The organism is Arthrobacter sp. C9C5 (assembly GCF_013359735.1).
In the GTDB taxonomy this organism is placed as follows: Bacteria; Actinomycetota; Actinomycetes; order Actinomycetales; family Micrococcaceae; genus Arthrobacter.
In genome coordinates this window covers 1-21,975 of record NZ_JABFMX010000027.1, presented here as the reverse complement: position 1 = coordinate 21,975, position 21,975 = coordinate 1, and the positions used below count along the sequence as shown (strand labels likewise).

The following is a 21,975-nucleotide window of genomic DNA, read 5'->3' as shown; positions in this document are numbered from 1 at the left end:
CTCAGCGCGCGGCTCCGACAGGCCCGATGCCACTCCCGGGGCGGCATCGCCGTCGTCGTCCTCGCTGTTCAGGTCACCGGGGGCGGCATCGCCGTCGTCGTCCTCGCTGTTCAGGTCACCGGGGGCGGCATCGCCGTCGTCGTCCGAGTCGTCTTCCGCCGGGTTCTCACCGTCGAGTTCCAGGAGGGGTTCGGTGCCGGAGGGGTCGGTGGAGGCGGCGATCAGGGCTTCGATTTGGGCCGGGATGTCGCCGATGTTTTCGAAGGGGAGCGCCAGCGGGAGGGCGTTGGAGATGGTGTAGACCTCGTCCAGGCCGGTGGTGAGGAGGAGCTGGCGGGCCAGGAGCTTGGTGATGGCGCGGTTGACGACGTCGGAATCGCGCAGGGCGTCCTGCTGGCCGGAGGGCTGGTAGTGGGCCACGAGGTCGGCGATTTCCTCGCGCGTGATCGTGGGGTCGGTCTGGGCCGTGACGTGGCGGTCCAGCAGCAGGCGCAGGCGGAGCAGCACGATGGTTTCGACCCGGCTCAGGGCCCGCTGTTGGCGCAGGATGCTGGAGCGGGTGCTGCCGCCGATCGCCTCGGGGTCCACCGGGCGCAGCACCGCCACCTTGCGTTCGTGGTCCAGCTGAAGCGTCAGGAAGAGCTCGGAGAGTCGGCTGCGCAGGATCAGCTGGTTGTCCAGCAGCGTGGTCCACAGCTTCTCGTCCCGGCCGCCGTCAATGTACGGGCCTTTGAGGAGTTTCACGAGGGCCTGGCGGACCTTCATCGGGAGCACGCCGGTGTCCCCCGGGAAGAGGGCGGCGCCGTCGACGAAGGTGTCCCGCGGGGTGACGGTGAAGGGGTCGGCGGGCACGTGCTGCGGCGCGTGCTGCGGCTCCTGGTCCGGCTCCGTGTCGTGCACTTCCTGGGAACGTTCGGTCATCTTCAATCCTTCTTGAGCGTGACGACGGGCAGGTAGGCGGTGCGGGTGGAGCCGTCGATTTGTTCGAAGTCCAGCGGCTCCCAGGCCTCGCGGTCGAAGCCGGCGCCCTGGTGCAGGGCGTGCGAGAGCAGGGCCCGGATGGAGTTGATGTGACGTTCCCCCTCCGGCAGCTGCGCCCAGGCCTCGGCCAGCGTGGAGGCGCCGGCGGACGCGGCGCGGATGGCCTCGGGGCTGGCCTTGCCGGTCCGCGGCGAGCGCACCCGGTCCGAGTCGCTGAACGCGATCGGGTCCGCCAGCTTCGGCGGCGCGGCAAACTCGTCCGGGTCGAAGAGCTTAACCATGGCCAGGGATTCGAAGCCGGCGTTGAAGAGCACCGGGCCTCGGACCAGGCCGGGACGTTCGCGCTCGTAGGGCAGCGATCGGATTGCCTGCTCGGCCTCCCGCAGCACCTTTCGGAGCCGGACGGACTGGCGGTAGTCGTCGCTCTGGACGTAGGTGTTGAGGCTTTCGCTGAGCTTGCCGTAGATGCGCTGGATCTGGCTGTGCTGGCTGCGCAATTCTGCCACCAGGTTCTTCAGCGTCTCGCGCTCGTCCTGGCTGAGTTCGTCCGCGAACTGCCGGCTGAGCACCTCCCCGATCGCGGAACGGAAGCGAAGCTGCTGCTGCGGGTCCTCGAGGAACGCGGTGAAGGACCGGAACGTCCTGCCCTCCGGGCTCTGCCGGAGCCGTTTGTCAGCCTCCAGCACCTGCGCCATGGTGGCGCCCTTGCTGAGGGATTCCTCGATGATCTGGTTCCGGAGCTCGCCCACCAGCTCCTCGATCCGGTCACGCATCTTCTTGTAGTCCGCCGGCAGGCTCGCGGCAAGGTCCAGGATGTTGCCGGCCGCCTCGACGGCCTCCTCGTCGTCGAGCAGTCCGTCAAACTCGCCGGAGCTGATCTCCTCGATCAGTTGGCGGCGTTCGCCGATCTCCTCCTCCAGGGATTCCAGCCGGGCGCTCTGGTCCGGGTTGGTCTCGTTGGCGAGCTTCTCGACGTCGCCCAGCAGCGTGCCGAGCCGGGAGCCGTTGAGCGTGGAGCGTTCACTGGACAGGCTGTCCAGGAAGGCAAGGACGCGGGCGGCGGGCTCGGTGACTTCGTACACGATCTGGCCCGACTGGTTCCGCCGGGTCAGGAAGTTCTTGCGGGTCCACTCGTCGCCGAAGCCTTTGCCGTTGGCGGACCCGCCCAGCCCCGGCTCCTGGCGGCGGAGCTGCTCGAGGAAGGCGTCGACGTCGGCGTGGAACTGTTCCAGCGGCAGCTGCGGCCGGGTGCGGGTGAAGGAGGCCTGCAGCACGGCGATCACCCACGGCGCCGACCGGGTCAGCGCCCAGGCCGGCCCCTTGGTAAGGAGTTCGAGGTCCCGGAGCCGGGCGCTGATGGCGTCGGCGGAGGACACAGCGGAACGGGACACGCAATTCTCCAATCGCTGCCGAGGGTGGGGTCGGGCAGCGGATCTAAGAAAACTGCCAACTACAAGGTTAACGCAGGGCCTCTCAATCCCTGCTGAACCGCTCGCTCAGCGGGTAGCCGGCCCGCGGGGCTGGGCTGCGGGTGAGGTTTCCGCGACCACCCCGTGACCTACGCACGGGTAGCATTTCGATCCCGTATCAAGGCTTCACGCCGCGCCTCAAGACTCTGGTTGGGTTCCCCTCCGGCACCCTACGCTCGGGCTACTGGTTCAGCCGAAGCGACGGTGCAGGAGGAAGAATGCAGTTTGATCTAAGCGCAGTGGAAACGGGCACCATGGTGTTCGTCGGGACGCTGGTTTTCGCCCTCGTGATAGCCCTCTTCATCATGGCAGCGGCCTTCGTGGCCCTGGTGCTGGTGGGTGCGGCCCGGCTGTCCTGGTTCGTTGCTGCCAGTGTGCTGCTCGGCCTGGTCCACGGCATCAACGCCGGCTGGGACCGGCTGCTGCACCACGCCTCCACGGTGGAGCTCCCGGGAGAATTCCCCGGCGAACTAATAGGGCAGTCCTCCCCTAGTACGGGCACCTACCCGCGGGTAGTATTGCGGGACAGCTGAAGGGTCCTCCACCCGCGGCGGATCCAGGGCTCGAGCCGGACAACCCGGTTAGAGGAGATGCCCAATGAGCTCCGCCGTCGACAACCCAGCCACCGAAGATCCGGCCACCGACAGCCCCGCCGCCGAAGTTCCGGTGGCCGCGCAAAAGATTGGCCCCGAGGCCACCGCGGCCGATGCCCGGGCCATCGCCGAAGCCGCCCGCGAAACCAGTTGGGACCGACCCAGCTTCGCCAAGGGCCTCTACCTCGGCAGCTTCGACCTCAGCCTCATCCACCCCTGGCCGCAGGCGCCGGCGGACGACGTCGAACGCGGCGAAGAGTTCATGGAGCGGCTCACCGCGTACTGCCGGACCATGTCCGGCCGCACCATAGAGCGGGACGCCAAGATCCCCGACGAGTACCTCTCCGGCCTGGCGGCCCTGGGCGTCTTTGGCATGAAGATCCCCCGCGAATACGGCGGCCTGGGCCTTTCCCTGGTGTACTACGGCCGGGCGCTGGCCCTGCTGGGTTCGGTCCACCCCAGCCTCGGCGCCCTCCTGTCCGCGCACCAGTCGATCGGTGTCCCGGAGCCGGTCAAGGTGTTCGGCACGCCGGAGCAGAAGCGCGAGTACCTGCCGCGCTGTGCTTCCGGCGCGGTGACGGCGTTCCTGCTCACCGAGCCCGACGTCGGCAGCGATCCGGCCCGGATGGGCAGCACCGCCGTCCCCTCCGAGGACGGCGGGTCGTACATGCTGGACGGCGTGAAGCTCTGGACCACCAACGGCGTGATCGCCGAACTCGTGGTGGTGATGGCGCTCGTCCCCGCGCACACCGACGCTGACGGCACCGCGCACAAGGGCGGCATCAGCGCCTTCGTGGTGGAAATGGACTCCCCCGGCATCACGGTGGAGAACCGCAACGCGTTCATGGGCCTGCGCGGCATCGAGAACGGCGTCACCCGTTTCCACCAGGTCCGGGTGCCGGCCGCCAACCGGCTGGGACGTGAAGGGCAGGGCTTGAAAATCGCCCTCACCACGCTCAACACCGGACGCCTCTCCATTCCCGCACTCTGTGTTGCCTCCGGCCGCTGGAGCCTGAAAATCGCCAGGGAGTGGTCCAACGCCCGCACCCAGTGGGGCCGCCCGGTGGGCGAGCACGAGGCGGTGGGCAAGAAGATCGCCTTCATCGCCGCCAGCGCCTTCGCGCTGGACGCCGTGTTCGAGCTGTCCGCGGAGCTGGCCGACGCCGGGCAGAAGGACGTCCGGATCGAAGCCGCCCTCGCCAAGCTGTGGTCCACCGAAATCAGTTGCCGGATCGCCGACGAACTGGTGCAGATCCGCGGCGGCCGGGGTTTCGAAACCGCCGATTCGCTGGAGGCCCGCGGCGAGCGCGCCGTCGCGGCCGAACAGCAACTGCGGGACCTGCGGATCAACCGGATCTTCGAGGGCTCCTCGGAAATCATGCGGCTGCTGATCGCACGTGAGGCCGTGGACGCCCATCTGGCCGCCGCGGGCGCGCTTGCCTCCGAGGACGCCAGCCTGTCCGAGAAGGCGAAGGCCGCCGTCGGCGCCTCCGGCTTCTACGCCCGCTGGCTGCCGAAGCTGGTGGCCGGCACCGGGATGGATCCGCGCTCCTACGGCGACTTCGGCCGCCTCGCCAGGCACCTGCGCTTTGTGGAACGCGCGTCGCGGCGGCTGGCGCGGCAGACCTTCTACGGAATGGGCCGCTGGCAGGCAAAGCTGGAACACAAGCAGGCGTTCCTGGGCCGGATCGTGGACATTGGAGCCGAGCTGTTCGCGATGGGCGCCTGCTGCTCGCGGGCGGAGATGCTGCTCCGGACCTCCCCGGAACGAGGCGCCTCGGCCTACGAGCTGGCCGACGCGTATTGCGAGCAGGCGCGGGTCCGGGTCGAGGAGTATTTCGACCAGCTCTGGCGCAACACCGACGACGGCGACCGCGCCCTGACGCGCCAGGTGCTCGCCGGGGACTTCGAGTGGCTTGAGGCGGGGGTGCTGGACCAGTCGGAGGGAACCGGTCCCTGGATTGCGGACGCCAGCCCGCGCGCCTCCGTGAAGGAGGACCTGCACCGAAAGTACCGCTGACATGGGGCGATGCCGGTGCGGCCAGGCTCCGGGATGAATAGTAAGCATCCTTGCTGTTGGCGCGGCTGCCGTGGTTAGGTGGAGTCAAGACCTGATGACGGTCGAAGCATTGCAGTGCCCGGTTCAAATCATAAGTTCGCGTCAACCAGTGAAAGCGAGCAGCCATCATGAGCAGCACAGCAGGCCCCGAAGACCGCCTCCCCCGCGGCGCACGCGAGGAAGATGCAATCGTCGACCGGGACGCCCGGATCCACGACGCCCGCCAGGACGGCGTGACTGCGGAACAGCCCGTCACGGCCGACCAGCAGGCGGAACGCCGCGCCGAGGCGCGAGCGGAAAACCGCGCCGAGGCACGGGCCGAGCGCGCCGAGGCACGGGCCGAGCGCGCGAACGACACGCGGGCCTTCCCCGCCGCTCCGCTCGCCGGCACCGCAGCTGCGGGGACCGCCGGCCGTGACGACCGGGTGATCCACGGGACCCGCGATGACCGCCTCGCAAACGACACCGTCGTTGAAGAGGTGCCCACCCGCGAAACCGTGGTGGCCCGCGAGAAGGAACAGTTCGGCGGCGTCAAGATCGGCTCCGCGTTCTTCGGCTGGCTTGCCGCCACCGGCATGGCCGTGCTGCTCACCGCCCTGGTCGCCGCCGCGGGCACCGCCGTCGGCCTGGCCACCAACACCAACGTCAACGAGGCGGTCAACCAGGCCTCGCAGAACCAGAGCGTGGGAATCGCAGGCATCATCGCCCTGCTCCTGATCCTCTTTGTGTCCTACTACTGCGGCGGCTACGTGGCCGGCCGGATGGCGCGCTTCAACGGCGCCCGCCAGGGCCTGATGGTGTGGATCTGGGCACTGATCGCGGCCATCGTCGTCGCCATCCTTGCCATGACCGCCGGCCAGCAGTTCAACGTCCTCGCAAACCTGAACAGCTTCCCGCGCATCCCGGTCAACGAGGGCGACCTCACCGCCACGAGCATGATCGCCGCGGTCGTCATTGCCGCGGTGGCCCTCATCGGCGCCATGCTCGGCGGCCTTGCCGGCATGCGCTTCCACCGCAAGGTGGACCGCGCAGGCTTCACCCCGGTAGAAACCGTCGAGGAGCGCTAGGCGAGCGTGACCGCGTCGAGGTAGTACCAGCGTCGGTCCTCGCGCAGGAAACGGCTCGTTTCGTGCTGGACCCCGCGTTCGCCGTCGTGCCGGTAATACGCCTTGAACTCGACGGTGCCCTCGGTGTCCAGCGGGCCGCCCCGGCCCGTCGTCACGATGTCCAGGCGCCGCCACTGCACGGCCGGATCCAGCTCCAGCTGGGCCGGCCGTGTGTCCGGATGCCAGGTCCGCAGCAGGTAGGCGGCGTCGAGCACCACGAACGCGCTGTAGCGGGAACGCATCAGCTGCTCCGCGGTGGGCGCCTGCGCGTCGCCGCGATGAAACCGGCCGCAGCAGTCGCCGTACTGCTCGCCGGACAGGCACGGACAGTTGCCCTGGAACAGGGCGCCGTGGGGCTCGGAACTGGCGGCCTGGGCGTGTGTCAAGAGGATCCTTCCGGCGGGCCGGGCGGGTCCGGCGTGGTCTTTTTCCGACTATAGACGCCCGGCCGGATTTCAGACCCCGACCGCAGCGGCGGGGACGTGGGAGTCTCCGAGCGGGCTGCCGAAGGTATCAGCTTGGACACATAGTGCCCGGTAAGGCCCTTCCCTGCGTGTCAGTTCGAAATAGTCCGTATGGTTAAGAAGGGCTGTTGCCCGGCGGAACGATTGCGGCACGGACCTCACTGCAGGCTGGATTGGAGAGGCGAAGTGGAAGACCCGACAACGATCGCCATGAACCTGACCTTCTTCGGCACTCTTGGTGTTGCCCTCGTCATGTTCTTCGGCCTCTTCGTTGCCCTTGTCATCACCCTGCTGCTTGCCGGACTCGGCCGACTGCTGGCCATCGCCGTCGCGGCGCTGGCCCGCGGCCTGAAGTCCGCAGGCGAACCGGCCGGCCAGACGATCGCCGTCGAACCTAGAGCCGACGCCGCCAGTACGGCCAAGGCCGCGAGGCCGGCGAAGCCAGCCAAACCGGCCCGCAAGGAGCCCCAGCTGTCCCCGGAGTGGGCCGCCGCCGTCGAGCGTGCCGATGCCCGCGCAAGGGCGCGGGCTAAGGCCGAAGCCGCGCCGGAGGTCAAGGTCTCAGTCCGCGAGCTCCCCAGCCCGAAGGCCCCGGCGCGCGACATCACGGAAGTGGGGCCCTTGGTCGAGTCCGCGATGGACCGGAACGGCGTCCCCGCCGCGCCGCGGGCCGTTAAGAAGCCCCCGGTTCCGGCCACCAGCCCCGTCCTGGACACCGGCTCGCTCGCCATGCTCAAACACCAGCCGGCCGGGCCGGGCCAGCGGCAAGGCACAGGGCAGGGCCAGCAGCAGAATACCGAACGCAAGGCCAGCTGAGCCCTTACCCCGGGCAGGCATCTGGGCTACGTTGGAACCCATGGAATTCAGATACCTCGGGCACAGCGGCTTCAAGATTTCGGAAATCACCTTCGGCAACTGGCTCACCCACGGCTCGCAAGTGGAGAACGACGTCGCGACCCAGTGCGTGCGGGCAGCGCTCGACGCCGGGATCAGCACCTTTGACACGGCGGATGTCTACGCCAACACTGCAGCCGAGACGGTTCTGGGTGAGGCGCTCAAAGACGAGCGCCGTGAGTCGCTGGAAATCTTCACGAAGGTATTCGGTCCCACCGGGCCCAAGGGCCATAACGATCTTGGACTTTCCCGCAAGCACATCATGGAATCCATCAACGGGTCGCTGTCCCGGCTACAGACGGACTACGTGGACCTCTACCAGGCCCACCGCTATGACTACGAGACGCCGCTGGAAGAAACCATGCAGGCCTTCGCCGACATCGTGCGGCAGGGCAAGGCGCTGTACATCGGCGTCAGTGAGTGGACGGCCAACCAGATCCGCGACGGCCACGCCCTCGCCAAGGACCTCGGCTTCCAGCTGATCTCCAACCAGCCGCAGTACTCCATGCTGTGGCGGGTCATCGAGGCCGAGGTGGTCCCGACATCGGAGGAGCTGGGCCTGTCCCAGATCGTCTGGTCCCCCATGGCCCAGGGCGTGCTCAGCGGCAAGTACCACCCCGGCAAACCGGCGCCCGAGGGCAGCCGCGCCACGGACGCCAAGGGCGGCGCCCGGATGATCGAGCGCTGGATGTCCGACGAGGTGCTGACCGGAGTGCAGCAGCTCAAGCCGATCGCGGAGGAGGCCGGGCTGACCATGGCCCAGCTGAGCATCGCGTGGGTGCTGCAGAACAAGAACGTGGCCTCCGCCATCATGGGCGCGTCCCGCCCGGAGCAGATCGCCGGAAACGTCGCCGCCGCCGGCGTGAAACTGGACCCGGCCATCATGGACAAGATCGACGCCGCCATCGGGTCCCTCGCCGAACGGGACCCGGCGCAGACCAAGTCGCCGGCCTCCCGCGAGGCCTAGCCAGTGCAGTCACTGCCGGACCTCGCCGTCACCGGTGCCACCGGCCAACTCGGCGGCCAGGTGGCCCGGCTGCTGGCCGCTGCGGACAGTGCCCAGCGGCTGCTCGTGCGCGACGTCCGCCGGGCACCGGAACTGGACGGCGCCGTTCCCGTCCTCGCCAGCTATGCGGACGCCGCACAGGCACGGACCGCCCTGGCCGGGGTGAAGACCCTCTTCATGGTCTCCGCCGCAGAGGCCGAGGACAGGCTCCAGCAGCACTACAGCTTCGTCGACGCGGCGGCTGGGGCCGGCGTGCAGCACATCGTGTACACCTCGTTCTTCGGCGCTGCCCCCGACTGCACCTTTACGCTGGGACGGGACCACTATGCCACCGAGGAGCGGATCAAGGCCTCCGGAATGGACTACACGATCCTGCGGGACAACTTCTACCTGGACTTCCTGCCGCTGCTGGCCGGCGAGGACGGTGTGATCCGGGGCCCCGCCGGGGATGGCGTCATGGCAGCCGTAGCCCGGGCGGACGTTGCCCGCTCTGCCCTGGCGGTGCTGCGCGCTCCGGCGCTGCACGTAGGCCGGAGCTATGACCTGACCGGCCCGAAGGACCTTTCGCTGACCGCGGCCGCCGTTCTGCTGACCGCCGGCACCGGCCGCACCATCAGCTACCACAACGAGACCCTCGAAGAGGCGTACGCTTCCCGGGAACCCTATGGAGCGCCGCCCTGGCAGGTGGACGCCTGGGTCAGCACCTACACCGCCATTGCCGCCGGCGAGCTCGCGGGACCGACGTCGGCCGTGCACGAACTGACCGGGCGGGAACCGCTGGGACTGGCGGATTTCCTGGCCGAAGCGCACTCACTCTAGGCGGCAGGCTCCAGGGGCAGGCCGGCGCGCACGGCCCGGTATTGACGCCTACCGGGCGGCGGCGTAGACCTGAAGGAACGCGAAAAGCACACAGAATCGCAGTCCCATGCCCAAACAACTGTCCAAGCACACTTCCCCGGTCATGGCACGGCGCCGGCAGGCGCAAAAGCTGGCGGCGCACCCCGGTGAGCCCAGCCATGGGCCGCTCACAGCCGAAGAGCTGCAGCTTGCGGTGCGGAACCACTCGATGCCGTTGGAGGCCCTCCGGAACGACGTGACACCGCCCGGGCTGCACTACCTGCTGGACCACTTCGATATCCCGGCCGTCGACGCGGACAGCTGGCACCTGCGGATTGGCGGCGCGGTGCAGCGGTCGCTGGAACTCAACCTCCGGGCCCTGCGCCGCGCACCGAGCATCAGTGTCCCGGTCACGCTGGAGTGCGCCGGCAACGGCCGGGCCCTGCTCAAGCCGCGGCCACTGAGCCAGCCCTGGATGATGGAGGGTGTCGGCACCGCCGTCTGGACCGGGGTGCCCCTGGCCTACCTGCTGAGCCAGGCCGGCGTGGACGAGGACGCCGTCGAGGTCGCCTTCACCGGGGCCGACGCCGGGATCCAGGGCGGCGTGCGCCAGCAGTACGCGCGCAGCCTGCCGGTCAGCGAAGCGCTGCGGCCCGACGTCGTGCTGGCGTACCGGATGAACGGCGCCGAGCTGCCGCCGCAGCACGGGTATCCGCTGCGGCTCGTAGTTCCCGGCTGGTACGGCATGGCCAGCGTCAAGTGGCTGTCCTCGATCAAGGTGCTGACCAAGCCCTTCGACGGGTTCCAGCAATCTGTCGCGTACCGCTACCAGCGGGACGCGGACGACGCCGGCACTCCGGTCAGGTGGATCAAGGTCCGTTCGCTCATGGTTCCGCCGGGTATCCCGGACTTCTTCACCCGGCAGCGGTTCCTGCCCGCGGGCCCGGTGATGCTGACCGGACGAGCCTGGTCCGGCCACGGCGCCGTACAGCGGGTGGAGGTGGGCATCGACGGTAAATGGGCCCCCGCGCAGCTGGCACACCCCGCGGCGCCGTTCGCCTGGTCCGCGTGGTCGATGCCGTGGGTGGCGGATCCCGGACAGCACGAACTGTCCTGCCGCGCCACGGACTCCAGCGGCGCCACCCAGCCGCTCGAGCCGGTCTGGAATTACCAAGGCATGGGTAACAACGTGGTGCAGCGGGTCAAAGTCACGGTGGAATAGCCGCCCGCACGAGGCCTGCCCGCCGGGCCCTTACGCTTAGCCCATGAGCGAGCGAAAAATCAACTGGCATGCGGCGCACAAGTCCCAGCTAAGCAAAGGCCAGCGGGCCGCAGACGTTATGCGGAACGGGATGGGCAGCTGGCCGTTCGTGGGCTCCTTCATCGGCTTCATGATTGTCTGGGCCCTGCTGAACTCCACGGTGCTGGCCGCCCACGCGTGGGATCCCTACCCCTACATCCTGCTGAACCTCTTCCTGTCCATGCTTGCCGGCCTGCAGGGCGCCATCCTCCTCATTGCTGCGAAGCGCCAGGATGCCATCGCCGCTGCCATGGCCCAGCACGACTATGACACCGACCTGCAGTCCAAGGCCGAAATCGACCGGCTCACCAGCATCAATAACCAGCAGCTCGAAATCCTCCGCGAGCTGCGGCAACTGGCTGGCAGAAGCGGGGCGACGCCGGAGCGTACCGATCCTGCCGGCCGGGCCGGGGACCGCTAGTAGTCCACAATCGCGCCGCTGGAGATGTTGATGGTGGCATCGGTGATGGCGCCGGCCTTGTCCGAGGCGATGAAGCTCGCCACGTTGCCGACGTCCACCAGGGTGGCGGTGCGGTTCAGGTGCGCGGCCTTGGCGATCTCCACCACGATCTCCTCGCGCCCCTCGACCTGCCACGGAATGGTCTCGATGATGCCGCCGGTGACCATGGTGACGACGCGCACCCCGTACTTGCCCAGTTCCAGCGCCCATTGCCGCCGCTGGCCCTCCATCGCATCCAGGGCCACCTTGAAGCCGCCGAGCCCGGCGAGGGTCTGCGGGCCCGAGCCGCCGAACATCAGCACGACGCCAGACTTTTGCTTGATCATATAGCTTGCTGCGGCCCTGGTGGTGAGGAAGTGGGTGCGGGTGGCCAGCGTGATGGGCTGGGTAAAGTCGTTGACGTCGATTTCCATCAAGGGCTGCTGGATGTCGCCGAAGGAAATGACGTTGAACGAGATGTCGATCCGCTTGGACTTTTTCGCCACGGAGTCCACAAAGGCGTCCACCTGCTCCTCGTCCAGGGCATCGACGACGGCGGTTTCCGCCGTTCCGCCTTCCTCCCTGATGTCCCGCGCGACTTTCTCCAGCCTGGATTCCGTGCGGCCTGCGAGATACACCGTCGCGCCCTCGCCCGCAAAGGCCCGTGCCACCGCTCCGCCGATCGCACCGCCGGCGCCGTAGATTAGCGCGGTCTTGCCCTGCAGTAGGCCGCCAGCCGGCACTTGGTTAGTGAGCATCGTTCCCTGCCTCCCGCCGCGGAGTGGTGAATTCCCTCAACTATGTTCTCGCTGGGGTCAGGTGGCAAGGGGTCAGGTGGCAATGGGACGAACGGTTCAAGACACGAGGGTTCCGCGCACGATGCTCACGCTGGAGTGCGCGGGATTGCCGTCGACCGGTTCGTCGGACACGTCCACGATCGGGTACTCGCTCAGGTTCAGGCCCGCCGGCACCGGGAAGGTGCCGGAATCGGAGGTCATGACTCCCAGGCTCACCAGCCGGGACAGGTCCGGCGCTATCAGCCAGACCTCCTGATACCCCCGGGCCTCATTCTTGTTGACCTGAACTTCCAGGGTGCGCTGCCCGTCCTTGGCCTCGACGACTCGGGCCGATCCGGTGGCGGAGTGCTGATCGACCGGGGCGAGCTCGGCGCGGGCCAACGGGGTCACCTGCGCCTGGTTCTGCTGCACGGACCAGAAAACTCCCGCCGCCAGCAGGACTGTGGCGGCGGCAGCCGTCAGCCACACCCCGGGGCGGCGCATCCACCCGGCGCCCCCGCCGGGCTTCCGCTTCCGGGCGGCGCGCTCCTCCCTGGACGGCAGCGGCGCCGGTGACGGTGGCATCGGAGCCTCTGACGACGGCGTCGGCGACGGTGAATCGGACGCCGCGAGCGGGTCGGCGGCGACAGCGGTGGAAAGCCCCAGCGCGCGGTGAATTCCTGCCCACACCTGCGGTCCCGGCGGCTCCAACGCGAGCGCGTCAGGTCCGGGTTTTGCCGCGACGACTGCGCGACGGAGGCCCGCGTAGTCCGCCGCGCAGCCGGCGCAGGAACGGAGGTGGTCCGCGGCGTCGTCTCCAAGGTCTTCGCCGAGGGCCAGCAGGCTCAGGGACTCAGGATCAAGATGTTGCACGGTCTACCTCCAATCGGCTTCTGAGCTGGGACAAGCTGCGGCGTATGTGGCTCTTGACCGTACCAAGCGGCAGGTTCAGCTTCTGTGAAATCTGCGAGTGCGTCAGGTCATCATAGAAGGCGAGCTTCAGGATGGATCCTTGCGGCTCCCCCAGCCTTTCCAGTTCGCCGTCCAGCAGCAAACGGTCGGCCAGCACCTCGGCGGCCCCGTGCCCGGCGGCCTGTTCCGGGTCGGGGGAGAGCTCGACGGCGGCCTGGACCCTCCGGTTTTCCCGCATCGAGGCCGCCTGCGCATCCGTGATTGCGTTCCGAGTGATGCCCACGATCCACGCCGGCAGCCGGGCTTTCGCCGGATCGAACGCCGACCGCGAGCGCCATACCCGGATGAACACTTCCTGGGTGACGTCGTCTGCCGCGGAGTTGTCGCGCAGCGAGCGCAGCGCCAGCGCGTGCACAAGGGGCGAGAACTGCCGGTACGCCTCGGCCAGGGCGGTTTCGTCGCCGGCGGCGAAAGACTCGTTCAGTCCCGCGTGCCAAGCCGAAGAGGCCTCGAAAGGTGCCAAGCGAGGCTCCTTCCCAATTCTGGTGGCGACGCTGAGCGCTGAGTCCTGGGTCATGCTGGCACCGCGGTGACAATCACATTGTCACCGTAGTTCTGTTGTTCGTCCAGCCATCGACCGCCGCAGGTCACCAGCTTCAGCTGGGGTGGTCCGTCGCGCCGGAAGACCGACGCGCCGTCGAACGCGTCCTTGGCCATGAGTTCAACCTGGATCACCCGGAAGTTCAGGGGCAGAGCGCCGATGCGCTGCACAGTCACGAGGGTGCCTGGCGCGAGCGACTTGAGCTGGGAGAACGGCGCCGCATCGGAGGTGGTGTCGACGTGCGCCGCCACCACAGCAGTGCCGGCGGCGGCTCCGGGAGCCGGCCCGAAGCGGTACCAGCCGGCCTGGTTGAAGGGCTCCGGGATCTCCATGGCCCCGTCCGGGCTGACCCCCACCTTCACAATGGGCATGTTGATGGTGGTTCCCGCGACGGTCAGGAAGCGCGGGGCCGGGTCCTTGGCCGGGCTGGCCACCGGGGCCGCCGGCCGGACCGGAATGGCTGACTTCGGGACCGCTGACTTTGGGGCGGGAGCCGGCGTGACCTGCACCGGCTGCGTGGGCTGGGGTTGCGGCGGCATTTCGGCACCGGGTCGTCCGGTGACGGGGGCGGCAGTCCCCATGCCGGCTGTCCCCGGAGGCAGCGGAGCGGAGCTCAACTGGGGCGCGGCGCAACCGGCGATCAGCAGCGCCACCAAGGCGGCGGATGCCGCGATCCGTGCGGCGGAGCGCTGGGCGGACCTTTGCGGAACACCAGCGTGGAGACGCCGGGTGGCCTTCGCCGTCGTGCGCAGCATGTTCTTCCTCCTCCCGTGGGGGAGCCCAAGGGCCGGCCGCCCGGGGTATCCGGGCGGCCAGCGTGAGCGGTCGCGTCCTAGCGGGTGCGGCGGAACGCCGGCTGCCTGCGGGCCGCAGCGACCCCGCCGACAAGCAGTAGCAGGACCGCGGCACCGATGCCCACCGTCACGGCTGTCTGATCGACGGGTGCGGTGCCGGCGTCGGCGGCGCCGGCGCGTCCGCCCGGAACGCCGCCGGGCGCGGAGTGCAGACCCTCGATGTTCTGTACAGCCAGCTTCAGGTTCTTATCCGCGAGGCTGCCCCACGCGTACACCACCGTGTGGGTGCCTTCGGCGACCGTCACATCGGCCGGGCCGATCACCGGAGCCGTGGTGCCTGCGGCGGCCACCGCAACGGACAGGGTGCCGGGGTCCAGGGTGAGCGTCTTCTCCTTGGGATTGGCCAGGTTTGAGATGACGGGGGCGCCGCCTGCAAGGATGTCCACGGCCGGCGCTGCTGCCGTATGGCGGACAGTGAGCTTGCCCTTGCCGGGACCGATTTGCGAAACGTCGTTGGTGAAGAAGTTGGCCGTCGGTTTGCCCGCGGCGTCGAGGTTGGCAACGGCCGTGTAGTTGCCGCTGGCGGCGAGGTTGACCTTCACGGGACCGATTACGGGGGCAGAGGCGTCCTTGGCATCTGCGGCGGTGATGGCAAGCTCGTAGGCCCCGGCAGGAAGGGCCAGCGGACCGGCCAGGGTCCCGGGGGCGAAGTCGTCCAGGGTGCGTTCGCCGTTGACCCAGACGTCAACGGTCAACCCCGGCACTCCGTGGAGGACGGAAAGCTGGGCGTCGGGCTCGGCCGCCTGGGCGGGGCCGGCAAGGGTGAGAGCTGCCGCGATTGCCACGGCGCCTGCAGTGAAAAGGCTGGTACGCATTTACATCTCCTTCAACGGCCCGGCAAGCGGGCGATTCTTTGCTTACACCCCTACTACCGGCGCGCGGGGCCGTTTGGATGCAGATGCATGTAGAAATGTTTTGCAGGAGGATAGTGCATGCCCAGCGGACGTAGTCCAGCGGCCGGGCGGCTCAAGGAGCTGCCCGGCCGCTGCGGGAGACGACCTGGGGTGGCCTAGGGACGCGGAGGGACCTCCGGGCCGCCCCTCCCCTCGTGAACTTCCGGAGGAACCGACGCGGACGGTCCGCCGATCCCATAGAAGCCCGGCGGCCCGGATTGCTGCTCGGGCGTTCCGGCCTGGGCCGCCGTCTGGCCGGGTGCCGACTGGCCGTAAACGGGGCCCGGCGGAGGGCCGGCGGTCGGAACCGGCTGGAGGTCGCCCGGGTCGGTGGGCCCCATGTCCAGATGGAACGGCGGGTATTCGTCCCGCATGAGGGCCACATAGGTGATGACGCGGTAGATCCAGCGGTTCAGGCCCATCAGCAGGTCGAACAGGCCGCGCCAGTACTGACCTGTGAACAACAGGATGACACCCGCGATGAGCACCAGCAGCCCGATCAGCGAGATGCCGGAATTCTGCTGGATCCACTGCCCGTCCGCCCAATAACCCTCGCGGCCGCCCCAGCTGCGCGTCGTCCCCGTAAGGACACCGACGATGAGCAGATGCGGGATGGCCAGCAGCCAGGACTTCACCAGCACCAGCCCGTGGGACAGTTTCTCCGGGTAGTCGACGTCGAAGTCCGCCGGATAGCCGGTGCGGGCCAGCGTGAACGGCGGGTACTGGTCCGTGCCGATCGCCGCGTAGGAGTAGAACGCCACCCGCCAGCTCCAGCGGATCACGCCCACGTTGAAGTTGAACAGCGAGCGCGGATAGCGGCCGGTGAAAAGGATCGCGAAGCCGGCCACGATTGTGGTGACGACGAAGGCGAACCAAAGGAAGAACAGCACGATGTAGTGCGGGATGGCCAGGAACCACTTGACCAGCCACAGCCAGCGGGACAGTTGCGGGTCCAAATAGCCACTGAGCCGCGCGGGATAGACGTAGCCCCCGGGAGGGGCGCCCCCCGGCAACGGTCCCGCCGAATACGGAGCACCCGAAGCGGGACCACCCGCGTAGGGGGCACCCGCGTAGGGAGCGCCCGCGTAGGGGGCACCCGCGTAGGGAGCCGGGGCGTGTGGGGCGCCGGTGTAAGGAGCCCCAGGTTGTTGCTGGCCGGGACCCTGCGGCGGCCTGCCGCGACCCAGCCCGGCTGCGCCGGCCACAATCAGCGGGACACCCACGGCCAGCAGCACAATGCCGCCGATCAGTAGCCCGAGGAAGATCGGCCACAGGAGGTCCGAGCGGGCGCCGCCGCGGAGGTCGACGGAAACCGGGCTGCTCGCGTCGGCGTTCATGATCACGACGGCCCAGTTTCCGGAGCGCAGGTCCCACCTGAGTTCCTGGCTGCCGGCCCCAGTGGCGGACGCCGTCCAAAACTTCTGATCCGCCGGCCGGGCCGGAGGCTTGGTGCCGGACACATCCCGGTACTCGGCCCGGAAAGGCGAGAAGCGTACCTCGGTCAGCTCGGAGTGTTTGACACCGCTCAAATAGGCGGCCACATCTGCCTGCGGCGCGATGCCGATGAAGATCTGCTGCGCCGAGTCCGCAGCGGAGCCGCGCAGCATCACGCTGCCAGCCACCGCGGCCGGGTCGACCCCGGCGGGTCCGGCGTCGGTCATGACATTCAGCCGCGGCGAGGTCAACGCGTAAGAGTCCACCGTGTAGCGCTCGGACGGGGTGGTGAAGTAACCGCCGTCGCGCTGCTGGTAATTGGCCCAGCCGGTAAAGCCGGCCCCGGCGAGGAGTCCCAGGCCCAGCAGCGCAGCAAGCGTGCCGAGCACCAGCATGACAATCCGGCCCGGTTTCATGGCCGTTCCAACGCCTCCAGCAGTGACTTGCCCCATCGTGCGGCCTTCTCGATTTCGCCGGGCCGCAACGGCCCCTCGCTGCCTTGGACGTAGAAGGGCATCGGCTCGGAAATCATGTCGGCGCCGTTGTCCCGGAGCGCGTGCGCCATCTTCTTCGCCGCGTCGCCGTGGACGAACATCCGGACCCGGGTGTCGAAAGCTGCCGCTTTGACCCCGTTGAGGTGGCCGTCCCCGAGCGTCGCGAGCAGCTCCGTGATCTTCGCCGTCGGACGCCAGCCGTTGATCGGGCTTCCGAGGACGAGCAGGTCCCCCGCCGCCAGGTCGTCGGGGGAGAACTCGCTGACCGAAACGGGGGTGGCGTGGAGTTCGCCGAGCGAGCCGGCGACGGCTTCCGCCACGGTTTTGGTGTTGCCAAACGCAGAATCGTAGACGACGTGGGCTTTCATGCGGTGATCACCACTTTCAGGGCCTTCGTTTCCGCGGCTCTGGCAAAGGTGTCATAGGCGTCCATGAACTGGTCGAAGTTGAAGTGGTGGGTGGCGAACTTGTCTGCCGGCACCTTGTCCTGGGCCACCAGCTTGAGCAACATCGGGGTGGTGTTGGCATTGACCAGCCCCATGCTGATGTTGATGTTCCGGATCCAGAGGTCCTCCACGTGAAGTTCCACGGATTTTCCGTGCACTCCCACGTTGGCCACATTGCCGCCCGGACGGACGATGTCGGTGCACATGCTGAAGGTTGCCGGGATACCCACAGCTTCGATCGCCACGTCCACGCCCTGCCCGTCGGTGAGCACCATGACCTGGTCCTTCCAGTCGGCGTCGCCGGAAAGCACGACGTCGGTGGCGCCAAACTCGCGTGATTTTTCCAGCCGGTTTGCGTCGAGGTCGATGGCGATGATGGTGGCGGCGCCATAGAGGCCCGCGGTGGCGATTGCTGCGAGGCCGACCGGGCCGGCACCCACCACGGCCACGGTGTCGCCGGGCTTGACCCGGCCGTACTGCACGCCGATCTCAAACCCGGTGGGGAGGATGTCGGACAGCATCACTGCCTGCTCGTCGCTCACACCCTCCGGCAGCAGATGGAGCGAGTTTTCGGCGTAGGGGACGCGGACGTATTCGGCCTGTGTGCCGTCGATCAGGTGGCCGAAGACCCAGCCGATTCCGGACTGCCCTTCTTCGCCCATGCAGTGCGAGTAGAGCCCGGTCTTACAGTTGGCGCAGTGCCCGCAGGACTTGATGCAGGAGATGATGACGCGGTCCCCCACCTTCAGTCCGGTCACGGAGGATCCGGTCTCGGTGATGGTTCCCACGCCCTCATGGCCGAGGATCCGGCCCTTGGTTACAGCGGGCACATCGCCCTTGAGGATATGAAGGTCCGTGCCGCAGATGGTGGTGGTCTCAACCTTGACGATCACGTCGCTGGGATTCTGGATCTTCGGATCCGGGACGTCCGTCCAGGACTTCTGGCCGGGGCCGCCGTACACGAGGGCTTTCATGCGAGCTCCTTGGTTCTGAGGATGACGTGCGGATCGACGATCCGCAGGCGGCAGGGGGTGACGGAAGAGTCGATGCCGGAAGAAACGATGGACTGGCGGGCGTGCTCGCGGAGCTCCTCGAAAGCTGCCGCGGTGACCCGGGCGTGCGCCAGGTCCACGACGAGCTCGTAACCTGCGAGTCTGGAGGTCACCCGGCGGCACACCACGTAGAGCGCCCGGATGTTGGCGGTCGTGACGACGCCGCGCACCTCGATGCGCGCGGACTCCTCCGCGGGGTCGATCCGGATGACCACCTTAATCCGCGGGTCGCCGTGAGAGGGGTGTGCGTGGAAAGACCGGGCGCGGCTGGCTTGGTTCAAGTGACGCAGCGGGCTCATGCGATCTCAGAGCTCCCCCGCCGCGCAGCCGCCGCGGCAGCTGTCGTGTGCCCGTCGGCTGCGACGGAATATTGAATAGACATGTTGGATGGTCTCCTGCCTTTCCTGCCCAAGCTGGAAAGTGCAAATGCCATTTCCTCACCCCAGGGTCCTAGCGAGACCGAAAATGCTTGCAGGCGGTTCATCCCCCAATGGCCGTGCAGGAACCGCCCCAACTCCAGAATGACCTCAGTGCTGTTCGCGGGCAAGGGGGCGAAAGTCCCTTGCCCGCGACGGCGCTCCGGGGACTGGGAGCCGTGTGTTGGCAGTGACCAATGGGGCGCGAATTGTTGCCGCCTCCATGTGCCCCTAGCCTGTTCCTATGCCGAAAAACGCCGCTTCCGCCGCTCAGCCGGGTCTTGCTCTCACCTCGGTCCGGCAGCCGGGGGAAATGACGCTCTATGACATTTTCATTACGGACGGCGTTGTTGCTGAGATTGTGCCGAGTTCGTTGCCGGACGCTTCGGCGGGCGGTCTCCAGGTGGTGGACCTCGACGGGCGCTTCGTGATTCCGGGGCTGTGGGATGAGCATGTCCACATGACCCAGTGGGCCCTGGCCGCCGGCCGGATCGATCTTTCCGGCGCTGGCTCCGCTCGGGAAGCGGCCGCCGTCGTGCAGTCCCAGCTGGAGGAAAAGCGTTCCGGGGCGGCGGAAGGCAGAGACTCCGGCGGTGCCGCGCACGGCGGCCGGACGCTCGTCGGCGTCGGATTCCGCGACGCTGTCTGGGCGGACATGCCCAGCCTTGAACTGCTCGACGGCGCGACCGCCGGCGTCCCCACGGCGCTGATCAGCCACGATCTGCACTGCGTGTGGCTCAACAGCGCGGCGGCCGGGCGCTACGGCGTGGCCGTGGGCGCGGACGGACTGCTCCGCGAGGATCCGGCCTTTGAACTGACCCGGGAGTTGGGCCGCCTTCCTGACGACGCGGTCGACGCCATGGTCCGCGACGCCGGGAAGGCGGCCACTGCCCGAGGCATCGTGGGGATTGTCGACTTCGAGATGGTCTGGAACCGGGATACGTGGCTGCGGCGGATCGCGGCGGGGTTCGATTCCTTCCGCGTGGATGCGGGGGTCTATCCGCAGGATCTGGACCGCGCCGTCGGCGCGGGGATGCGGACCGGCCAGCAGGTTCCGGAGGGCGGCGGACTCCTTCGGGTGGGTCCGCTGAAGGTGTTGATCGACGGCTCCCTGAACACGCGCACGGCGTACTGCGTGGACCCCTACCCGCACGGCAGCCACGGCCTGCTCACCGTCAGCGAGGCAGAGTTGCTGGGGCTGCTGGTGCGGGCCCGCGACGCCGGGTTCGTCCCTGCGGTGCACGCCATCGGCGACGGCGCCAATGAGGTGGCGCTGAACGCGTTCGCGGCAGCCGGGATACGGGGCCGGATTGAGCATGCGCAGTTTGTCCGGCAGCAGGACTTCGCGCGGTTTGGCGAACTGGGCCTCACCGCCAGCGTGCAGCCCGCCCACGCCCTCGATGACCGCGACGCGGCCGACTCCAACTGGGCCGGCCGGACGGAGCGGGCGTTCCCGCTGCGCTCACTGCTCGACGCCGGGGCGACGCTGGCGCTTGGTTCCGACGCTCCGGTGGCGCCGCTGGAACCGTGGACGGCGATGTCCGCGGCCACCACCCGGGCGCGGCAGGACGGCCGGGGTCCGTGGCACCCGGAGCAGGCTTTGACCCGGCAGGAGGCGTTGGCTGCGTCGTCGCGCGGACGGCGCAGGATCAGCGTCGGCGACCCGGCCGACGTCGCCGTGCTCGACGCCGACCCGCTGGCCGTTTCCGACGCCGAGTTTGCCGCGATGCCGGTGGCCGCGACGCTGGTGGCGGGGCGTTTCACGCACCGCGGCGGGTTCTAGCTGGGTGCGCCTAGCTGGGCTTTGGTGGCTAGGCGCCCTTGACGCGGGCCTGGACCAGGTTGGCATACGGCAGCCTGCCGTGGTCTGCGATGAACGCGGCGTGGTAGCCGGCTTCGGCCGCGTCGAGCTGCTCCACGGGTAGCTCCTTCCACGCGATGATCAGCTTGTTGGCCGCGGCGAGCTGCCAGATCAGCCGCCCGTCCCAGTGGCCCGGCGGCTTGCCCTTGCCAAAGTCCACGAACTCCTGGATCTGCCTGCGCAGCCCCCGGTTGCCTTTGCTGCCCGGCCCGGCCTTGCCCACGTAGAGGACGTCGGCACCGTCGACCCATTCGACGTCCAGCGCCTCGGCCTTCAGGGTTGGGTCCTTTTTCTTGAAGATGCCCGCCGTGCTCTTGGCGAGGAAGTGGGGCCGGGCGTTGCCCGGCCCGTTGCTGCCGGACGCGGGACCCTCAGGCATCAGCACCGCGAAGATGCCAGGTCTCTGCGGGATCCGGTTGATATCCAGCTCCGCTAGCGGTCGGAACCCGGTGAAGCCGTCCTGCTTCAGTGACTGTCTGTTGATCTGCATGGGTTCCTAGGTTTGGGCTTTTAGGCGTGGCGGTCCTGTGGAGCCTACGGAGGCGCTGGTTCCGCGGCCGCTTTAATTGTCACAGGTGCCCGCTAGCGTGTTTCCATGGACGGCATGCAAGGGCCCGACGTGGCTCTGACGGAAGGCGTAACGGTCGCGGACCTTGCGCGGATCCTGGCCGGAATCCCGGCCCCGGCCAGCGCCGCGGCCCTCATTGACGAAACACGCGAGCTGGAGGATCTGAAGTCAGCCCTGACCGCCCGCCAGGCCCGGGACGCCGTCGCCTTCGACCTGTCCCAGCGCCGCGAACAATCCCTTGCCGGCGTTCCCGCCGACCAGCTCGGGGCCGGGGTCGGCGCGCAGATCGCCCTCGCACGGCGCGAATCCCCGGCCAAGGGCGGACGGCTCCTGGGCCTCGCGAAAGCGCTCGTCACCGAGATGCCGCGCACCCTCGCCGCTGTGGAGACAGGCCAGATCAACGAATGGCGCGCCACCCTGCTGGTCCGCGAGACCGCCTGCCTGTCCGCCGCGGACCGGGCCGCTGTGGACGAGGAACTCGCCCCCGACGCCGGGACCTTTAGTGGGGCGGGCGATCGCG

General features: G+C 68.5%; 21 protein-coding genes and 2 pseudogenes. 10 read left to right on the top strand and 13 right to left on the bottom strand.

The window, feature by feature from the left end; translation table 11 throughout:
* Positions 1-120: 120 nt before the first annotated feature.
* Together HNO80_RS16840 and HNO80_RS16835 are read right to left on the bottom strand one after the other, a co-directional pair.
* A pseudogene (locus HNO80_RS16840) lies at positions 121-921 on the bottom strand (DUF4194 domain-containing protein); the annotation flags it as partial.
* Positions 922-923: 2 nt separating this feature from the next.
* Positions 924-2,372, bottom strand: a complete 1,449-nt coding sequence (locus HNO80_RS16835; protein ID WP_175324001.1) for a DUF3375 family protein — start codon at positions 2,370-2,372, stop codon at positions 924-926.
* A 296-nt stretch (positions 2,373-2,668) separates the two neighbouring features.
* Here HNO80_RS16835 and HNO80_RS16830 point away from each other — a divergent pair, with 296 nt between their 5' ends.
* The 3 genes from HNO80_RS16830 (at position 2,669) to HNO80_RS16820 (ending at position 6,169) form a co-directional block, all read left to right on the top strand.
* Positions 2,669-2,983, top strand: a complete 315-nt coding sequence (locus HNO80_RS16830) for a hypothetical protein (protein ID WP_175324000.1) — start codon at positions 2,669-2,671, stop codon at positions 2,981-2,983.
* 64 nt (positions 2,984-3,047) lie between these two features.
* Complete coding sequence (locus HNO80_RS16825; protein ID WP_175323999.1) at positions 3,048-5,063, top strand: acyl-CoA dehydrogenase family protein; 2,016 nt, start codon at positions 3,048-3,050, stop codon at positions 5,061-5,063.
* Positions 5,064-5,230: 167 nt separating this feature from the next.
* Complete coding sequence (locus HNO80_RS16820) at positions 5,231-6,169, top strand: YrzE family protein (protein ID WP_175323998.1); 939 nt, start codon at positions 5,231-5,233, stop codon at positions 6,167-6,169.
* Here the strand turns inward: HNO80_RS16820 and HNO80_RS16815 are convergent.
* Positions 6,166-6,594: a YchJ family protein gene (locus HNO80_RS16815; protein ID WP_175323997.1), complete on the bottom strand. Its 429-nt coding sequence runs from the start codon at positions 6,592-6,594 to the stop codon at positions 6,166-6,168. The two genes, HNO80_RS16820 and HNO80_RS16815, sit on opposite strands and share 4 nt — an antisense overlap.
* A 264-nt stretch (positions 6,595-6,858) precedes the next feature.
* On the opposite strand from HNO80_RS16815, the gene HNO80_RS16810 reads away from it, so the two are divergent.
* The 5 genes from HNO80_RS16810 to HNO80_RS16790 all read left to right on the top strand — a co-directional run bounded on the left by HNO80_RS16810 (position 6,859) and on the right by HNO80_RS16790 (position 11,130).
* On the top strand, positions 6,859-7,488 hold the full coding sequence (locus HNO80_RS16810; RefSeq protein ID WP_175323996.1) for a hypothetical protein: 630 nt from the start codon (positions 6,859-6,861) through the stop codon (positions 7,486-7,488).
* Between the two features lie 40 nt (positions 7,489-7,528).
* Complete coding sequence (locus tag HNO80_RS16805; protein WP_175323995.1) at positions 7,529-8,533, top strand: aldo/keto reductase family protein; 1,005 nt, start codon at positions 7,529-7,531, stop codon at positions 8,531-8,533.
* 3 nt (positions 8,534-8,536) lie between these two features.
* On the top strand, positions 8,537-9,391 hold the full coding sequence (locus HNO80_RS16800; protein WP_175323994.1) for an SDR family oxidoreductase: 855 nt from the start codon (positions 8,537-8,539) through the stop codon (positions 9,389-9,391).
* Positions 9,392-9,533: 142 nt separating this feature from the next.
* Complete coding sequence (locus HNO80_RS16795) at positions 9,534-10,631, top strand: sulfite oxidase (RefSeq protein ID WP_175324010.1); 1,098 nt, start codon at positions 9,534-9,536, stop codon at positions 10,629-10,631.
* 43 nt (positions 10,632-10,674) lie between these two features.
* Positions 10,675-11,130 carry a DUF1003 domain-containing protein gene (locus HNO80_RS16790; RefSeq protein WP_175323993.1) on the top strand — a complete coding sequence of 152 codons (456 nt, stop codon included), beginning with the start codon at positions 10,675-10,677 and terminating at the stop codon, positions 11,128-11,130.
* On the opposite strand, the gene HNO80_RS16785 is transcribed toward HNO80_RS16790, so the two are convergent.
* The 9 genes from HNO80_RS16785 to HNO80_RS16745 form a co-directional block, all read right to left on the bottom strand.
* A complete protein-coding gene (locus HNO80_RS16785) occupies positions 11,127-11,906 on the bottom strand; it encodes an SDR family NAD(P)-dependent oxidoreductase (RefSeq protein WP_175323992.1) in 780 nt (259 codons plus the stop codon). The two genes, HNO80_RS16790 and HNO80_RS16785, sit on opposite strands and share 4 nt — an antisense overlap.
* Positions 11,907-12,002: 96 nt before the next feature.
* On the bottom strand, positions 12,003-12,797 hold the full coding sequence (locus HNO80_RS16780) for an anti-sigma factor domain-containing protein (RefSeq protein WP_175323991.1): 795 nt from the start codon (positions 12,795-12,797) through the stop codon (positions 12,003-12,005).
* Positions 12,784-13,413: an RNA polymerase sigma factor gene (locus tag HNO80_RS16775; RefSeq protein WP_175323990.1), complete on the bottom strand. Its 630-nt coding sequence runs from the start codon at positions 13,411-13,413 to the stop codon at positions 12,784-12,786. Before HNO80_RS16775 ends, HNO80_RS16780 begins: the two co-directional genes overlap by 14 nt.
* Positions 13,410-14,192 (bottom strand): class F sortase, encoded by a 783-nt coding sequence (locus tag HNO80_RS16770; protein ID WP_175323989.1) that lies wholly within the window; start codon positions 14,190-14,192, stop codon positions 13,410-13,412. The genes HNO80_RS16775 and HNO80_RS16770 overlap by 4 nt, the downstream gene beginning before the upstream one ends.
* A 77-nt stretch (positions 14,193-14,269) precedes the next feature.
* The gene (locus HNO80_RS16765; RefSeq protein WP_175323988.1) at positions 14,270-15,106 is read right to left on the bottom strand and encodes a DUF4397 domain-containing protein; all 837 of its coding nucleotides are present in this window, start codon (positions 15,104-15,106) and stop codon (positions 14,270-14,272) included.
* Positions 15,107-15,300: 194 nt separating this feature from the next.
* The gene (locus HNO80_RS16760) at positions 15,301-17,034 is read right to left on the bottom strand and encodes a DUF4389 domain-containing protein (RefSeq protein ID WP_175323987.1); all 1,734 of its coding nucleotides are present in this window, start codon (positions 17,032-17,034) and stop codon (positions 15,301-15,303) included.
* Positions 17,031-17,480: a flavodoxin family protein gene (locus tag HNO80_RS16755; RefSeq protein WP_175323986.1), complete on the bottom strand. Its 450-nt coding sequence runs from the start codon at positions 17,478-17,480 to the stop codon at positions 17,031-17,033. Before HNO80_RS16755 ends, HNO80_RS16760 begins: the two co-directional genes overlap by 4 nt.
* Positions 17,477-18,532 (bottom strand): zinc-dependent alcohol dehydrogenase family protein, encoded by a 1,056-nt coding sequence (locus HNO80_RS16750; protein ID WP_175323985.1) that lies wholly within the window; start codon positions 18,530-18,532, stop codon positions 17,477-17,479. The genes HNO80_RS16755 and HNO80_RS16750 overlap by 4 nt, the downstream gene beginning before the upstream one ends.
* Positions 18,529-18,909, bottom strand: coding sequence for a hypothetical protein (locus tag HNO80_RS16745; protein ID WP_175323984.1), 381 nt, complete (start codon positions 18,907-18,909; stop codon positions 18,529-18,531). The genes HNO80_RS16750 and HNO80_RS16745 overlap by 4 nt, the downstream gene beginning before the upstream one ends.
* A 361-nt stretch (positions 18,910-19,270) precedes the next feature.
* Between HNO80_RS16745 and HNO80_RS16740 the strand changes: the two genes are divergently transcribed.
* Positions 19,271-20,809, top strand: a complete 1,539-nt coding sequence (locus HNO80_RS16740) for an amidohydrolase (protein ID WP_175323983.1) — start codon at positions 19,271-19,273, stop codon at positions 20,807-20,809.
* A gap of 28 nt (positions 20,810-20,837) precedes the next feature.
* On the opposite strand, the gene HNO80_RS16735 is transcribed toward HNO80_RS16740, so the two are convergent.
* On the bottom strand, positions 20,838-21,377 hold the full coding sequence (locus tag HNO80_RS16735) for a hypothetical protein (RefSeq protein ID WP_175323982.1): 540 nt from the start codon (positions 21,375-21,377) through the stop codon (positions 20,838-20,840).
* Between the two features lie 105 nt (positions 21,378-21,482).
* On the opposite strand from HNO80_RS16735, the pseudogene HNO80_RS16730 reads away from it, so the two are divergent.
* Positions 21,483-21,975: pseudogene (locus HNO80_RS16730) on the top strand (HNH endonuclease); the annotation flags it as partial.

What these genes read in the sequence shown, in the direction of transcription:
- HNO80_RS16830 (WP_175324000.1), top strand. Translation starts at nt 2,669, where the DNA reads ATGCAGTTTGATCTAAGCGCAGTGGAAACGGGCACCATGGTGTTCGTC.
- HNO80_RS16775 (WP_175323990.1), bottom strand. Translation starts at nt 13,413, where the DNA reads ATGACCCAGGACTCAGCGCTCAGCGTCGCCACCAGAATTGGGAAGGAG.
- HNO80_RS16755 (WP_175323986.1), bottom strand. Translation starts at nt 17,480, where the DNA reads ATGAAAGCCCACGTCGTCTACGATTCTGCGTTTGGCAACACCAAAACC.
- HNO80_RS16795 (WP_175324010.1), top strand. Translation starts at nt 9,534, where the DNA reads ATGGCACGGCGCCGGCAGGCGCAAAAGCTGGCGGCGCACCCCGGTGAG.
- HNO80_RS16750 (WP_175323985.1), bottom strand. Translation starts at nt 18,532, where the DNA reads ATGAAAGCCCTCGTGTACGGCGGCCCCGGCCAGAAGTCCTGGACGGAC.
- HNO80_RS16790 (WP_175323993.1), top strand. Translation starts at nt 10,675, where the DNA reads ATGAGCGAGCGAAAAATCAACTGGCATGCGGCGCACAAGTCCCAGCTA.
- HNO80_RS16745 (WP_175323984.1), bottom strand. Translation starts at nt 18,909, where the DNA reads ATGAGCCCGCTGCGTCACTTGAACCAAGCCAGCCGCGCCCGGTCTTTC.
- HNO80_RS16820 (WP_175323998.1), top strand. Translation starts at nt 5,231, where the DNA reads ATGAGCAGCACAGCAGGCCCCGAAGACCGCCTCCCCCGCGGCGCACGC.
- HNO80_RS16740 (WP_175323983.1), top strand. Translation starts at nt 19,271, where the DNA reads ATGCCGAAAAACGCCGCTTCCGCCGCTCAGCCGGGTCTTGCTCTCACC.
- HNO80_RS16770 (WP_175323989.1), bottom strand. Translation starts at nt 14,192, where the DNA reads ATGCTGCGCACGACGGCGAAGGCCACCCGGCGTCTCCACGCTGGTGTT.
- HNO80_RS16735 (WP_175323982.1), bottom strand. Translation starts at nt 21,377, where the DNA reads ATGCAGATCAACAGACAGTCACTGAAGCAGGACGGCTTCACCGGGTTC.
- HNO80_RS16825 (WP_175323999.1), top strand. Translation starts at nt 3,048, where the DNA reads ATGAGCTCCGCCGTCGACAACCCAGCCACCGAAGATCCGGCCACCGAC.
- HNO80_RS16805 (WP_175323995.1), top strand. Translation starts at nt 7,529, where the DNA reads ATGGAATTCAGATACCTCGGGCACAGCGGCTTCAAGATTTCGGAAATC.
- HNO80_RS16765 (WP_175323988.1), bottom strand. Translation starts at nt 15,106, where the DNA reads ATGCGTACCAGCCTTTTCACTGCAGGCGCCGTGGCAATCGCGGCAGCT.
- HNO80_RS16785 (WP_175323992.1), bottom strand. Translation starts at nt 11,906, where the DNA reads ATGCTCACTAACCAAGTGCCGGCTGGCGGCCTACTGCAGGGCAAGACC.
- HNO80_RS16760 (WP_175323987.1), bottom strand. Translation starts at nt 17,034, where the DNA reads ATGAAACCGGGCCGGATTGTCATGCTGGTGCTCGGCACGCTTGCTGCG.